This window comes from Bradyrhizobium macuxiense (assembly GCF_001542415.1).
Classification (GTDB): Bacteria; Pseudomonadota; Alphaproteobacteria; order Rhizobiales; family Xanthobacteraceae; genus Bradyrhizobium; species Bradyrhizobium macuxiense.
The window spans coordinates 54,484-67,171 of record NZ_LNCU01000022.1 but is presented as its reverse complement, the minus strand read 5'-3'; the positions used below and the strand labels follow the sequence as shown (position 1 = coordinate 67,171).

Annotated in this window: 13 protein-coding genes, 1 tRNA gene and 1 pseudogene; 12 read left to right on the top strand and 3 right to left on the bottom strand. The window is 62.6% G+C overall.

Annotation, left to right across the window (positions count from 1 at the left end):
* The first annotated feature begins 148 nt into the window (after positions 1 to 148).
* The 10 genes from AS156_RS05070 to AS156_RS05025 all read left to right on the top strand — a co-directional run bounded on the left by AS156_RS05070 (position 149) and on the right by AS156_RS05025 (position 9,381).
* Positions 149 to 451, top strand: a complete 303-nt coding sequence (locus tag AS156_RS05070; RefSeq protein ID WP_027559076.1) for an urease subunit gamma — start codon at positions 149 to 151, stop codon at positions 449 to 451.
* A gap of 19 nt (positions 452 to 470) precedes the next feature.
* A complete protein-coding gene (locus AS156_RS05065) occupies positions 471 to 908 on the top strand; it encodes an urease subunit beta (protein WP_066500862.1) in 438 nt (145 codons plus the stop codon).
* Positions 909 to 949: 41 nt separating this feature from the next.
* The gene (locus AS156_RS05060; protein WP_066500861.1) at positions 950 to 2,671 is read left to right on the top strand and encodes an urease subunit alpha; all 1,722 of its coding nucleotides are present in this window, start codon (positions 950 to 952) and stop codon (positions 2,669 to 2,671) included.
* Between the two features lie 9 nt (positions 2,672 to 2,680).
* Complete coding sequence (locus tag AS156_RS05055; protein ID WP_082747339.1) at positions 2,681 to 3,373, top strand: urease accessory protein UreE; 693 nt, start codon at positions 2,681 to 2,683, stop codon at positions 3,371 to 3,373.
* A complete protein-coding gene (locus tag AS156_RS05050) occupies positions 3,357 to 4,076 on the top strand; it encodes an urease accessory protein UreF (protein WP_066500860.1) in 720 nt (239 codons plus the stop codon). The genes AS156_RS05055 and AS156_RS05050 overlap by 17 nt, the downstream gene beginning before the upstream one ends.
* A gap of 18 nt (positions 4,077 to 4,094) precedes the next feature.
* Positions 4,095 to 4,739 (top strand): urease accessory protein UreG, encoded by a 645-nt coding sequence (ureG, locus tag AS156_RS05045; RefSeq protein WP_066500857.1) that lies wholly within the window; start codon positions 4,095 to 4,097, stop codon positions 4,737 to 4,739.
* Entirely contained in the window at positions 4,736 to 5,686 is a 951-nt protein-coding gene (locus AS156_RS05040) for an urease accessory protein UreD (protein ID WP_066500856.1), read from the top strand. The genes ureG and AS156_RS05040 overlap by 4 nt, the downstream gene beginning before the upstream one ends.
* Before the next feature lie 50 nt (positions 5,687 to 5,736).
* Positions 5,737 to 6,753: an urea transporter gene (yut, locus tag AS156_RS05035; RefSeq protein ID WP_066501006.1), complete on the top strand. Its 1,017-nt coding sequence runs from the start codon at positions 5,737 to 5,739 to the stop codon at positions 6,751 to 6,753.
* A 48-nt stretch (positions 6,754 to 6,801) separates the two neighbouring features.
* Positions 6,802 to 8,247: a GntP family permease gene (locus tag AS156_RS05030; RefSeq protein ID WP_066500852.1), complete on the top strand. Its 1,446-nt coding sequence runs from the start codon at positions 6,802 to 6,804 to the stop codon at positions 8,245 to 8,247.
* Positions 8,248 to 8,544: 297 nt separating this feature from the next.
* A complete protein-coding gene (locus AS156_RS05025) occupies positions 8,545 to 9,381 on the top strand; it encodes an MFS transporter (RefSeq protein ID WP_066500850.1) in 837 nt (278 codons plus the stop codon).
* Between the two features lie 190 nt (positions 9,382 to 9,571).
* On the opposite strand, the gene AS156_RS05020 is transcribed toward AS156_RS05025, so the two are convergent.
* Positions 9,572 to 9,656: transfer RNA gene (locus tag AS156_RS05020), tRNA-Leu, on the bottom strand.
* A 249-nt stretch (positions 9,657 to 9,905) separates the two neighbouring features.
* Here AS156_RS05020 and AS156_RS05015 point away from each other — a divergent pair.
* Positions 9,906 to 10,385, top strand: coding sequence for a disulfide bond formation protein B (locus AS156_RS05015; protein ID WP_066500844.1), 480 nt, complete (start codon positions 9,906 to 9,908; stop codon positions 10,383 to 10,385).
* 251 nt (positions 10,386 to 10,636) lie between these two features.
* On the opposite strand, the gene AS156_RS05010 is transcribed toward AS156_RS05015, so the two are convergent.
* Both AS156_RS05010 and AS156_RS05005 read right to left on the bottom strand, forming a co-directional pair.
* Positions 10,637 to 11,722, bottom strand: coding sequence for an AbrB family transcriptional regulator (locus AS156_RS05010; RefSeq protein WP_066500838.1), 1,086 nt, complete (start codon positions 11,720 to 11,722; stop codon positions 10,637 to 10,639).
* 243 nt (positions 11,723 to 11,965) lie between these two features.
* Positions 11,966 to 12,256 (bottom strand): PsiF family protein, encoded by a 291-nt coding sequence (locus tag AS156_RS05005; RefSeq protein WP_066501005.1) that lies wholly within the window; start codon positions 12,254 to 12,256, stop codon positions 11,966 to 11,968.
* 183 nt (positions 12,257 to 12,439) lie between these two features.
* Here AS156_RS05005 and AS156_RS43945 point away from each other — a divergent pair.
* Positions 12,440 to 12,688: pseudogene (locus tag AS156_RS43945) on the top strand (hypothetical protein); the annotation flags it as partial.

The window sequence follows — 12,688 nt, the reverse complement described above, 5'->3', positions numbered from 1 at the left end:
ATACTGACGAACGCAAGAGCTGAGCACGACAAGATCGGCTCTTGGGTATTTCCCGATATCGAACTGAGTAGAACACCGGATGATCCTTGCCGGAAATCTGTTCCAACGTGTCTGCGCTCTTTGAGAGCCCTGGCTCCGGAAGGATCCCATGCAGTTGACCCCGCGAGAGTTCGACAAGCTGCTCGTCCACATGCTGGCGGACGTGGCGCTGAAACGAAGAGCCAAGGGCCTCAAGCTCAACTATCCGGAAGCTGTCGCCGTGATATCGGCGGCCGCTCTCGATGGCGCGCGTGCCGGCAAGACGATCGAAGACGTAACCAACGAGGCGCGTACCGTTCTGACCAAGGCCGACGTGATGGATGGCGTCGCCGATCTCATTCCCATGGTGCAGGTTGAGGCCGTGTTCAGCGACGGCAGCCGCCTGGTCACGGTGCATACGCCGATTCAGTGAATGCCTGGAGGAGATCGACATGGCTGGACCAAAACTGGGCCCCAAGGTTGCCGCCGATGTCGATCCGGCCACATCAAACGTGCCGGTCGGCGGCTACGTGTGCAGCCCGGCAGAGATCACATTCGATGCCGATCGCCCGGTCACGACGCTCAAGGTGCGCAATGCCGGGGACCGGCCCGTACAGGTCGGATCGCACTTCCATTTCTTCGAGGTCAACCCTGCGCTGGAATTTGATCGCGCCACAGCGTTCGGGCTGCACTTGAATATCCCGTCGTCCACTGCAACTCGGTTCGAGCCCGGCGACGAGCGCGAGGTTCAGCTCGTTCCCTATGGCGGCAAGCGCGCCGTCTACGGTTTCAACAATCTGGTCGATGGTCCCACGGCGGACAGGAACGCCGCCACGGTGAAATCCAAGGCGGTGGCACTGGCCGCGCAACGCGGCTTTCGCTCCTCATAGACCAAGGCTGGATACGCAGATTTCTTGAATGAGGGGCCGCGATGGCTACCATTTCTCGACAAGAATATGTCGGCCTCTTTGGCCCGACGACAGGTGATCGGATCCGCTTGGGCGATACCGGCCTGTTCGTTGAAATCGAGCGCGATCTGCGCGGCGGTTACGGCGACGAAATCGTCTTCGGCGGCGGCAAGAGCATGCGCGAGGGCATGGGGATGGACAATCAGGTAACGCGGGCGGGTGGCGCACCCGACCTCGTGATCACCAACGTAACCGTGATCGACGCGATGCTGGGCATCGTAAAAGCGGACGTGGGCATCAAAGATGGACGCATCTGTGCAATCGGAAAGTCCGGCAATCCTCAGACGATGGATCGCGTTACGCCGGGCCTGGAGCTAGGACTGGCGACCGACGCCATCTCGGGCTCGCATCTCATCCTGACGGCCGCCGGGATCGACACTCACATTCATTTCATCTCTCCGCAGCAGGCGGAGGCCGCGCTTTCAAACGGCACGACTACCCTGATCGGTGGCGGGACCGGCCCTTCGGACGGATCCAACGCGACAACGGTCACGTCGGGCCCCGGCAACATCAGCATGATGTTGCGAGCATTCGAGAACTGGCCGCTCAATGTCGGCATCCTCGGCAAAGGACACGGACACGGCAAAGCCGCTCTGGTTGAACAGATTGAGGCAGGTGCGGTCGGCGTCAAATGTCACGAAGACTGGGGCACCACTCCGGCGGTGCTGCGCTCCGCGCTCACCGTCGCCGATGAGACGGACACCCAGGTCTGCATCCATACCGATACACTAAACGAATCCGGCTTCATCGACGATTCGATCGCGGCGCTTGAAGGGCGAACGGTGCATTCGTTCCATACTGAAGGTTCCGGCGGCGGCCACGCGCCCGATATTATCAAGATCGCCGGCCTCCCCAACGTCTTGCCGTCCTCGACCAACCCCACGCTCCCCTACGGCATTAATTCGCAGGCGGAGCTGTACGACATGATCATGGTGTGTCACCACCTCAGCCCCGACATTCCCTCGGATGTTGCATTCACCGAGAGCCGCATCCGCGCCGAAACTATCGCTGCGGAAAACGTCCTTCAGGATCTCGGCGTCATTTCAATGTTCTCGAGTGACTCGCAGGCCATGGGCCGTATCGGGGAATGCTGGCTCCGCTGCATCCAGACCGCAGATGCCATGAAGACTGGACGCGGCAAGCTGCCGGAAGACGTGCCGGGCAACGATAATTTTCGAGTGCTACGCTACGTCGCCAAGATCACGATCAATCCCGCAATCGCACATGGTATTGCGGACGTGCTGGGTTCGGTCGAAGTCGGGAAGATCGCCGACCTCGTGCTGTGGGAGCCGGCGTTCTTCGGCGCTAAGCCGAAGATCGTAATCAAGAACGGCTTCATAAGCTGGGCGGTGATGGGCGATCCGAACGCGTCGCTGCCGACGCCGCAACCTACCTATTACCGGCCCATGTTTGGCGCCTACGGCGATGCGTTGGCCGCCAATTGCATCACGTTCGTCTCCGGCTCTGCACATGCTGCGGGCGTCAAGGAGCGGCTGGGCCTCCGCCGCCAGGTGATGCCCGTGAAGAATGTGCGCAAGATCGGAAAGCAGGACATGGTTCGAAATGCCAAGACGCCGAAGATCGAAGTCAGTCCGGAAACCTTTGCAGTGACGGTGGATGGCAAACACGCCACGGTTCCACCCCTGACCATGGTTTCATTGAACCAGAAGTATTTCTTCAGCTGAGGAGCGGCCATGATCATAATCGAGAGCGTTCTCGGCAATTCCGCCGACCCCGAATGGGCCGGGCGGCTGTCGGGCGCTGACGTAGACCTGGTCGAGATCGATCAGTGGGAGGCGCAGAAGAGCCGCTTCCGCAAGACCACCGCCAAAGGCGAAGAGGTGGCAGTCTCCCTCGACCGCCATACGCACATTTGCGATGGCGACGTTCTGCTTTGGAATGCACAGGCGCTCTCGGCGCTCGTCGCGCGCATCGAGCTGCGCGACGTAATGATCGTGCATCTAGGCGATCTGAGGACTCTGGCATCCGAAATAGCAATGCGCACGTGCGTTGAGCTGGGCCATGCCATGGGCAACCAGCATTGGCCGGCGCTGGTCAAGAACAATCTCGTCTATGTCCCGCTGACGGTCGATCGCAAGGTGATGGCCTCCGTGATGAATACACACCGATTTGAGGGAATTCGCTACGAATTCGCATCCGGACGAGAGGTCGTTCCCTACCTCGCGCCGCACGAATCCCGGCGGCTCTTCGGTGGCGCGGAAGGGTCGGTGCATTCGCACACTCACGAGAGCTACGCCGACGGCGAGGCAGGGATGGGACACCTCCATGGACATCCGCCGGCGCAAGTCCACGCCCATCCGGCAACCGCCGCACACGGACGAACGTCGCCGGTAACAGCCGATTCCGCACGTGACCACCGGAAATGACAACTTCGACGCGCCGAGGACGGCCGCATTACTCTCGCGGTTGCTGCAATTTGGCGACTCGATGTTTCCCATTGGTGCGTTCTCATTTTCGTTGGGACTGGAATCCGCGGTCCAGGAAGGTGTCGTCACTGACGCGGCTACGCTGAGAGCCTTCGCGCGCTCGGCGGTAGAGCAGGCGGCGCGCGGTGACTGCATCGCCCTGATTACCGCGCATCGCGTGGCAACTGCCGGCGACGTCGATACTCTCGTGCGAATCGACGCGCAGGTTTACGCGCGCAAGCTCTCCGACGAAGCGCGATCAATGTCGATTCGCATGGGCAGGAAATTCACCGAAATGGGTGTCGAGGTGGTGGGTGCGCCGCTGCTCTACACCTGGCGTGAGTGCATTGCGAGATCCGTCACCCCCGGCTGTTATCCCATCGCATTGGCGATCAACTTCGCTGTGCAGGATTTGTCTGCCTACCAAGCGTTCGTCGTGCATCAGTATGGCGTTGCGACGACGATCCTCAGTGCAGCTTTGCGGCTGATGAAGGTCAGCCACATCGAAACACAGCAGATTCTCTACGAACTGACCGGACGAACGGAAGAGATGTACGGGATCGCCGCGACCAAGCGGCTGTCGGACATGGCGAGCTTTGCGCCTTTGACGGAAATTCTGGCCGCAGTCCACACCCGAGCGCACGTGCGCTTGTTCATGAATTGACGCTGAATGGAGCCTGCAATGTCGAAAAGTATCACGCGCATCGGCATCGGCGGCCCGGTCGGGTCGGGTAAGACCGCGATTGTGGAAGCGATCACACCGCGCTTGCTCGATCTCGGCTTCAAGGTACTCATCATCACCAACGATGTCGTGACGACCGAAGATGCCAAGCACGTTCAGCGTACACTCAAGGGCATTCTGCTCCACGAACGCATCATCGGCGTGGAGACGGGAGCCTGTCCTCACACCGCCGTGCGCGAAGACCCGAGCATGAACCTCGCGGCGGTCGAAGATATGGAACGACGCTTCCCGGACAGCGATGTCGTACTGATCGAGAGTGGAGGGGACAATCTCACGCTGACTTTCTCGCCCGCGTTGGTGGACTACTTCATATATGTGATCGACGTTGCCGCAGGCGACAAGATCCCCCGCAAGAATGGACCCGGGATCACTTATTCAGACGTACTGGTCATTAACAAAACCGATCTTGCTCCTCACGTTGGAGCCAGCCTCGATGTGATGAGGCAGGATTCGAAAATGATGCGCGGCATAAAGCCGTTTTTGTTCACCAACTGCAAGACGGGAGAGGGCGTTCCCGAACTGGTCGCGTTGATTGAGCGGGAGTTTCTGTTCGATATCGATCCGCGCGCACGGCGGTCAGCATGACATCGGTCGCATTTCATCCCTGGGCCCGCGCGGAATCGCTCGGCGCATCGATGCCAGAATTCGCGTCTTTCCAGGATGAGCCGCCGCAGATGCAGAGCGGCGCTGTCGGGAAGACGGGTTTCCTGCGCCTGGGCTTCGAGCACCGCTCGGGCCAGACGATCCTGGCCAACTTGCAATGCCGCGCGCCTTACATGGTGCAGCGCGCGCTGCACTGCGACGAGGCGATGCCGAGTTTGGCTAGCGTGTTTCTCATAACCACCACAGGCTGCGTGTTGCAGGGAGACCGGCTCGCTCTCGACATAACCCTTGGTTCGCGTGCGCAGGCTCATCTGACGTCGCAATCGGCAACCAAAATTCATGCGATGGAGGCCAACTATGCGGCGCAAAGTCAGACGATTGCGCTCGACGACGACGCCTATTTGGAATTCCTTCCAGATCCAGTGATCCCCCACCGGCACTCGCGATTCCTCAGCGACACTCAAATCTCAATCGCCCCATCGGCGACACTGCTGTTTTCGGAAATCATTCAATCCGGCCGCAAGCATTATCGTCCCGACGAGTGCTTTGGAGCAACCGTGTTGTCGATCTCTACCTCAGCTGCGCGGCCCGATGGCCGGTCCTTGTTCGCAGAGAAGCTGGTGATCGAGCCGCGGCGATATGAGATGCGGCAGACGGGCGTGATGAACTCTTTCGACGTGCTCGCCAACGTGATCCTGTGCACACCCGCTGACACGGCAGAGCGTATCCACGAACGGATGCAAGCCGAGGTCAACCTGGCGGAGGGCATGGCGTTCGGCGCGTGTCGTCTGCCCAATGATGCGGGCCTGATCTTCAAGGTGCTGGGTAGGGAAACAGCGCAGGTGAAGGCCAAAGTGCGGGAATTCTGGGGGGTGGTACGCGAGGAGGTCATCGGAGCCGCGTTACCTCCGCTCTATTTGTGGCGGTAGAGGGCGGCGCTGCCGACGGCCTGCCCGTCGACACGTTCGAGGAGGCAGTAATGGAAAAGATCTTGGCGAGCTGGGAAAGCCTCTCCGCATCCTCGGGCGTGTTGCGATTTCTGGACATCAACTTGCGCGGAATCGGTCAAGTCATGTTCCAGAACAACCCGTTGAGCGGGGCTCTCTTTCTCGTCGCGATCGCCTGGGGCTCCTACGCAGCCGGTGCCCCACGGGTGGCGATTGCCGGCGTCGTCGCGGTCGTCATGTCAAACCTGACGGCGCAATGGCTTCGAGTCGATAGCGAGTCGCTCCATTCCGGGCTCTATGGCTTCAACGGCATTCTTGTTGGCCTTGCGCTGGCTACGTTCCTGGCTCCCGGGCCGCTGCTTTGGGTGTACGTGATCCTGGGAGCGGCCGTATCCGTTGTCGTGATGCTTGCCACCACGAACGTCGTCAAGCCTTGGGGTGGCGCTCTCACATTTCCGTTCGTGCTCATAACGTGGCTTCTCTTGCTGGCCACGTATGGGTTTTCCGGCCTTGCGGGAACGGCGCTGCCGTCCGGCGCCGTCGTCACCGCGTTTCAGCCCTACAAAGCGAGCCCGCTCCAGCTGATTGACCTTGTCCAGGGAGTGTTCCTGAGCATTTCGCAAGTCTTTCTGAAAGCCAGTGGCATCGCATCGCTTTTCCTGCTTGCGGGGCTCGCCGTGAGCTCGCTCGCGGCAGCAACCTTCGCTCTAGGGGGAGCGATACTGGCTGTGCTGACGGCTCATCTTTTGGGCGCCGAGAGCGACCTGATCACCGGTGGTCTGCTCGGGTTCAGCCCCGTCCTGACGGCGATCGCACTTGGTACTGTCTTCTACCAGCCGAGCTGGCGCGTCGTGGCCTACGCGGCACTTGCCACGGTGTTCACGGTGATCACCCAGGCAGCCCTGAACGTTGCGTTGACGCCGTTTGCCATCCCGGCACTTACGGCACCTTTCGTGCTGGTGACGTGGCTGTTCCTGCTGCCGCAACAACGCTTGGTGGAGATAGCCCCTGTCGCCAACGATCTCGAAGAACCTGTCGCGGGAGGTTGATTCTCACCGCGGTCATTATCAACCCGGAATTGTTGGAGAAGGTGCTCCATGGGACTGTTTGGGGTATTGCTCGGTTTAGCTCTGCTCATGTGGCTCGCGTACCGGGGGGTGAGTGTGCTGCTGGTCTCTCCGCTGGCGGCGCTCATCGCGGCGGTGTTCTCTGGCGAACCGTTGCTCGCTCACTGGACCCAAACGTTCATGAGCGGGGCAGCGCGGTTTGTCGCGCAATGGTTTCCCATGTTCATGCTGGGCGGGTTGTTCGGAAAGCTCATGGGGGACAGCGGCTCAATCAGCGCCATCGCGCAATACTTGACAAACAAGTTGGGAACCAGCCGCACCATGCTCGCGGTGGTGATCGCCTCGGCGATTGTGACCTACGGTGGCGTGAGTGTGTTCGTCGCATTTTTCGTGCTGGTGCCCATGGCTCACGAGATGTTCCGAGCCGCAAACATCCCGCGCCGGCTGCTGCCGGCGACGGTCGGCCTCGGTGCATTCACGTTCACCATGTCGGTGATGCCGGGAACGCCTTCGGTCAACAACGCCATTCCGATGCCGTACTTCGGCACCACCACCTTCGCGGCCCCTGGGCTTAGTATCATCGCGTCGATTATCATCTTCGTGTTCGGGATGTGGTGGCTCGGCCGGGCTGAGGCGGCCGCACGCAAGGCTGGCGAAGGTTACGGTGGCGAGGTGGAAATCTCTCCTGTCGTTAACGAGATGGTTCGCGAGCAGGCGGCGCCGGCAGGCGACTTCGATCCGGCCGAGTTGCCGCATGGCAAGCGGGCCGAAGGCGGACCCAGCTTCGCGCTGGCGGTGCTGCCCCTCGTCGTTGTTATCGGCACGAACTTCCTGATGTCGCTTGTCGTATTCCCGCGACTCGATTTTTCGTTCCTGTCAAAGGAGCAGTGGGGCGGCACGACGATCGGGGCCGTGTCCGGCGTCTGGTCGGTTGTTGTAGCGCTTGCGGCGGCAAACCTGGCCGTCCTTTTCATCAACTTGCGACGCTTGCCATCCCTTCGCGAAAGCCTCGACGCCGGTGCGAATTCTGCAGCCTTGCCGATGCTGATGATCGCCAGTCTCGTTGGCTTCGGCGCGGTAGTTGCCGCGTTGCCGGCATTTGCGTTGGTTCGCGATGCGGTTTTCTCGATTCGAGGCGGTCCGCTCGTCTCATTAGCCGTCTCCATGAATGTGCTGGCGGGGCTGACCGGCACTGCTTCTGGCGGCATGGCAATTGTGCTCAATGCATTTGGCGGAGACTTCATGCGCCTTGCCGTTGAACATCGCATCGCCCCCGAATTGTTGCATCGTATTACGACAATGAGCGCCGGCACCCTGGATGCTCTTCCACACAACGGCACGGTGTTGCTGCTATTGCAGATCAGTGGTCTCACTCACCGTGAAAGTTATCTCGACATGGTGATGACCGTGATTGTCAGTTGCATTGTTGCGCTCGTGGCCATCCTGTTACTAGGTTCGATGTTCGGGTCATTCTGACGACAGGGACATCGCCGTTGCCGTGACATCCGGTGATCACTGAACGGCTTCCGCGCCGTTGAGCGCGCTTTGCCCGACTGTGAAGTCCTGCTTCATACCCCATCAAGATTATCACCAGTAGTCCCCGCCGGCAGCGGCTGTATTGTCACTCGCACGGAGCCGCGCTTAGGTCCGCTCGGCGCGTGCAGTCGGGGCGGTGCGCCTCAACCGACTAAGCAGTTCAATTGCGCTCGTACCAACCTGGTAGAGGCTTGGGCCGATCTATGATCAGCAAAGTTGCCACGAGGAGGCGACAACATGACAGCCTCAGTTGTTCACGCCGATATCGGCTCCGCGCGCCAGGGATGGCGTAGTCTGCTGTGGCTTGCGCCGCTGACGGCGGCGTGGATTGGGTTGATCTACTGGCTGCCGATCATGCAGGCCAGCGGTGTTCCGACTACGGTACACCAGTTGACGGTGCATGGGCTTATCGCGCTCGGTTTGTGGCTCGGCCTCGAGAGCACCGACTTGGCGCCGGACCAGCGCCGCACGACCTGGCTGACGGTCATGATTCCCTACACGCTTTGGTTCGCCGTCGCCTGGAGCGCGGCGATCAATGGCGCCTTCCGCACGGGCACCTCATTGCCGGCGCTGCCGGCGGCGATTTGGCTGCCGGTGATCATCGGCGTCCCGCTGTTGCTGTCGTCGAAACGGGTGGGGCAGGTGCTCGATGCGATGCCGGCGAGCTGGCTTGTCGCCCTTCAGCTTTACCGCGTATTCGGCGGCTGGGCTCTGGCTGCCGCACTGCGTGGGACGCTGACCGGTTTGCTCGGATGGCCGGCAGGAATTGGGGATGTACTGACTGGCCTTTTCGCCTTGCCGGCGGCGATCGCAGCGGCGAACGGTACAGCTCAGGGCCGAAGGGCGGCGATCAGCTGGAATATTTTCGGCCTCGCCGACTTCGCCGTCGCGATCACCATGGGGGCGATCACCTCGCCCGGTCCCCTCCAGCTGATCGTTCCGGACGTGCCGAGCATCGGCGCTACCGGCGCTTATCCGGGTGTGCTGACCCCTGCTTTCGTGGTGCCATGCGGGATCCTGCTGCACGCGCTGTCGCTGCGGCAACTGTACCGGCGGGCCAAGCCTCGTGCCTAAGTCGCGTCAGCATGCTGCTAATGGAACGGATGGCGCACGGCCGTGCCGCAATGCCGGATTGGTTTGCGTATTCCGTACCCAGGCGGAACGGTGGGATTCATCATCGAGGGCGGACCGAAGGGCACCCGCATCGCCAAAGGCGGATGTTCGGGGGATCGCCGAGATCGACGCGCGGTTTGACCAGCCTAGTTGGTGCCCCTGGCCGGAATCGAACCAGCACTCCTTGCGGAACTCGATTTTGAGTCGAGCGCGTCTACCAGTTCCGCCACAGGGGCATTCGTGGCCCGGGCCGAGAAAATAGCCGGGGTCGCGAAGCGCGGCGGACTATAGCGGGCGGCCCGTCACGGTCAACCCGCGCGGATGTGATTGTCCCGTGCCTCGACAGCGGTATTTTCGCGCGATACGACCCGGACAGAGCATGGAGGTGGGTGATGGCCCGACCGGATGATGCTCGCAGGAGACCCGCCGTGACGCTCGCCACTGCCCATCCTTCGCACGCCGGCGCAGCCCGCAACCCCGCCTTGATGGCATCGGCGGCAGTCGCGGTGATCGCCCTGGCGACGATCGCGGGCGCCTGGTTCTTCCAGCTCGTGCTGGAGATCCTGCCCTGTCCGCTCTGCCTCGAGCAGCGCTATGCTTACTATCTCGCTGTCCCACTCGGCGCGGTGGTGGCGCTGGCCGCCGCGAAGGGCGCGCCGCGCCCGGTGCTGTTGGCGGGGCTTGCGATCCTCGGCCTTGCCGCACTCGCCAATGCCGGGCTCGGCGCCTATCACTCGGGCGTCGAATGGGGCTTCTGGCCGGGACCGACCGATTGCACCGGCCCTATCCTCAATCTCGGCAATGCCGGCAGCCTGCTGGAGAAGCTCGACACCGTGAAGGTGGTCCGTTGCGACGAGGTGCAGTGGCGCTTCCTTGGCCTCTCGCTCGCCGGCTACAACGTGCTGATCTCGCTGCTGATGGCCGCGATCGCCGCCTGGGGCGTCGCGAAGACCGCCAAGTCCTGAACCGCAGACCGTAGGGTGGGTAGAGCGCAGCGAAACCCACCATGCCATCCGTGGACCGCGGCCGATGGGCTTCGCTCCGCTCTACCCATCCTACACCGCTTGCAGAGCACGCCCCATAACCCGTCATGCTGAGGAGGACGCGCAAGCGGCCGTCTCGAAGCACGACGGCCCGACAGGGGCCGCTCATCCTTCGAGACGCGGCCAAGCGGCGCACCTCAGGGTGACGGCTCTGGCGAGGTGAGCCTGAATACCTAATCGTCGACGTCGTCCTGCGGCCGTCCGAACAGGTGGATGATGCCCGGCGTCGAGATGGTGACGAACACGAAGCGCGACAGATGGTGTGCGCCGACGAAGATCGGGTCGATGTGCAGGGTCAGCGCCAGCGCCATCATCGCGTCCATCGCACCGGGGGCGAAGGCGACGACGACATCGGCGAGCCGCACATGGGTGGTGAAGGCGATCACCACGACGAAGATGGCGGAGACGACAATCGCGATCGCGAACGACCCCAGGCCGGCATTGACGTGGTTCAGCAGGGTCGAGGTCTTCATCCGGGCAAAGCGGGTGCCGATGACAGCGCCGATGCCGACCAGGGCGATGTTGCGGATCCAGGGCGGCAGGCCGCCATCGACCAGCCCCGCGCCATGCAGCAGGCTGGAGGCGAGCATCGCACCGAACATCCAGCTCGCCGGAAATTTCACCCAGCGCAACAACAGCGCGGCGCCGATCGATGCCGCGATCAGCGCAGCGAGGCCGAGCGGGGAGGCTTCTCCGGTCGGCAGCGGCAGCTGCGCGGCATGCGTCACCCCGGTCACCGCCAGCATGATCGGCAGCGCGGCGGTCAGGATGATCACGCGAATGGTCTGGACCACGGCAATGCCTGCGACGTCCGCACCCTTCTCGGCAGCGAGGATGGTGATCTGCGACAGCGCGCCCGGGCTGCCGGCGAGGAACGCCGAGGTCTGGTCCCAGCCATGCACGCGCTGCAAGTAGTAGCTCGAGCCGAAGGTCGAGCAGAACGTCGCGAGCGCCAGCAGGCCGATGGTGAGCGGATAGGAGCCCATGTGCTGCAGCAATTGCCGCGACATCAGCGAGCCCAGCGAGATGCCGAGCAGCAGCAGCACCGATTGCGTCAGCACCGGCGGCATCGCGAGCGGCCGCCCCAGCAGCGCCGCGATGGCGACCGAGGTCATCGCGCCCGAGATCAGGCCGCCCGGCAACTGCGCCCAGAAGAACAGTAAACCGCCGGCGCTGCCGATGACGACGGTCTCGATCGCGCTGAGAAGTTTGGCGCGGCTGGGGGCGGCAGGTGCTAGCGATGCGCGGATCAGGGTCACGCCGTCTTATGACAAATCCGCGTTAACGGAACAATTGCAGCGACGCGGTGCAGCAATGCATCGGCCGGTCGATTTGTGACACGGGCAAGACGTCTCCCGGCGCGCGAAAGCCGACACGCGACAGGCGGGGGATGAAGAGACCGCCCCGGAGCTGGCCGGAGCGGTCCTGAGCCGCCGTTGGAGGTAGGCGGTCACTCGATGACGTGGCGCGCCGCCTGGTGCCGGCGCTCCAGGCGTCGTCGATTACTGCTTGGCGGGGGCCGCCGCGGGAGCCGCAGCCGGAGCCGCCTTGCCGCCGGCCTCCTTTATGCACTCACGACGAAACTTCTTGCGCTCCTTGCCCTTCAGGCCCTTCTCGTCGGCCTGCTTCGAGCATTCGAGCGAGGCGGCGCTGCGCGGCTTGGCTTCCTTCGGCGCCTTGGCCGTGGCGGCGGGAGCGGCACCGGGAGCCGGCGCGGCGGTTTGCGCGAAGGCCCCACCCATCGCCAGAGCGGTGGCAAGGGCGGCGACGGTTGCGAGCGAGGAAATCTTCATCATGGGGGTGCACCTCGTAAGGAAGGGAGGAGGAACCGTCGCGCGGCGATGCTGAACCGCGGATGAACGTGCGGCAATTTGGCCGCCACAAAATTTTGGCGGGTGGGCAGGTCCACGCGTTGTCGCACGCGCCGGTTGCGCTAGGATAATGGTCTTACGAATGCCCCCCAAGGGAGACCAGGGATGACTATCCAGACCAGATTGTTGTGCGTGATTGCCGTTTCGGGTTTTGCAGCTTTTGCGGCCAGCGCGCCGGCGCACGCCCTGACCATGCAGGAGTGCAGCGCGAAGTATAAGGCCGCCAAGACCGACGGCAGCCTCAACGGTCAGAAGTGGAATGATTTCCGCAAGACCCAATGCGGCGCCGACGCAACCCCAGCCGCCGCGCCTGCTGCACCGCCACCGGCCGCCGCCGCGCCTGCTCCGGCCGCG

Bases quoted from the DNA above. Each gene is read 5' to 3' on its own strand.
- AS156_RS05060 (WP_066500861.1), top strand. From the start codon at position 950: ATGGCTACCATTTCTCGACAAGAATATGTCGGCCTCTTTGGCCCGACG.
- AS156_RS05070 (WP_027559076.1), top strand. From the start codon at position 149: ATGCAGTTGACCCCGCGAGAGTTCGACAAGCTGCTCGTCCACATGCTG.
- AS156_RS05065 (WP_066500862.1), top strand. From the start codon at position 471: ATGGCTGGACCAAAACTGGGCCCCAAGGTTGCCGCCGATGTCGATCCG.
- AS156_RS05005 (WP_066501005.1), bottom strand. From the start codon at position 12,256: ATGAAGATTTCCTCGCTCGCAACCGTCGCCGCCCTTGCCACCGCTCTG.
- yut (WP_066501006.1), top strand. From the start codon at position 5,737: ATGGAAAAGATCTTGGCGAGCTGGGAAAGCCTCTCCGCATCCTCGGGC.
- AS156_RS05055 (WP_082747339.1), top strand. From the start codon at position 2,681: ATGATCATAATCGAGAGCGTTCTCGGCAATTCCGCCGACCCCGAATGG.
- AS156_RS05040 (WP_066500856.1), top strand. From the start codon at position 4,736: ATGACATCGGTCGCATTTCATCCCTGGGCCCGCGCGGAATCGCTCGGC.
- ureG (WP_066500857.1), top strand. From the start codon at position 4,095: ATGTCGAAAAGTATCACGCGCATCGGCATCGGCGGCCCGGTCGGGTCG.
- AS156_RS05025 (WP_066500850.1), top strand. From the start codon at position 8,545: ATGACAGCCTCAGTTGTTCACGCCGATATCGGCTCCGCGCGCCAGGGA.
- AS156_RS05015 (WP_066500844.1), top strand. From the start codon at position 9,906: ATGGCATCGGCGGCAGTCGCGGTGATCGCCCTGGCGACGATCGCGGGC.
- AS156_RS05030 (WP_066500852.1), top strand. From the start codon at position 6,802: ATGGGACTGTTTGGGGTATTGCTCGGTTTAGCTCTGCTCATGTGGCTC.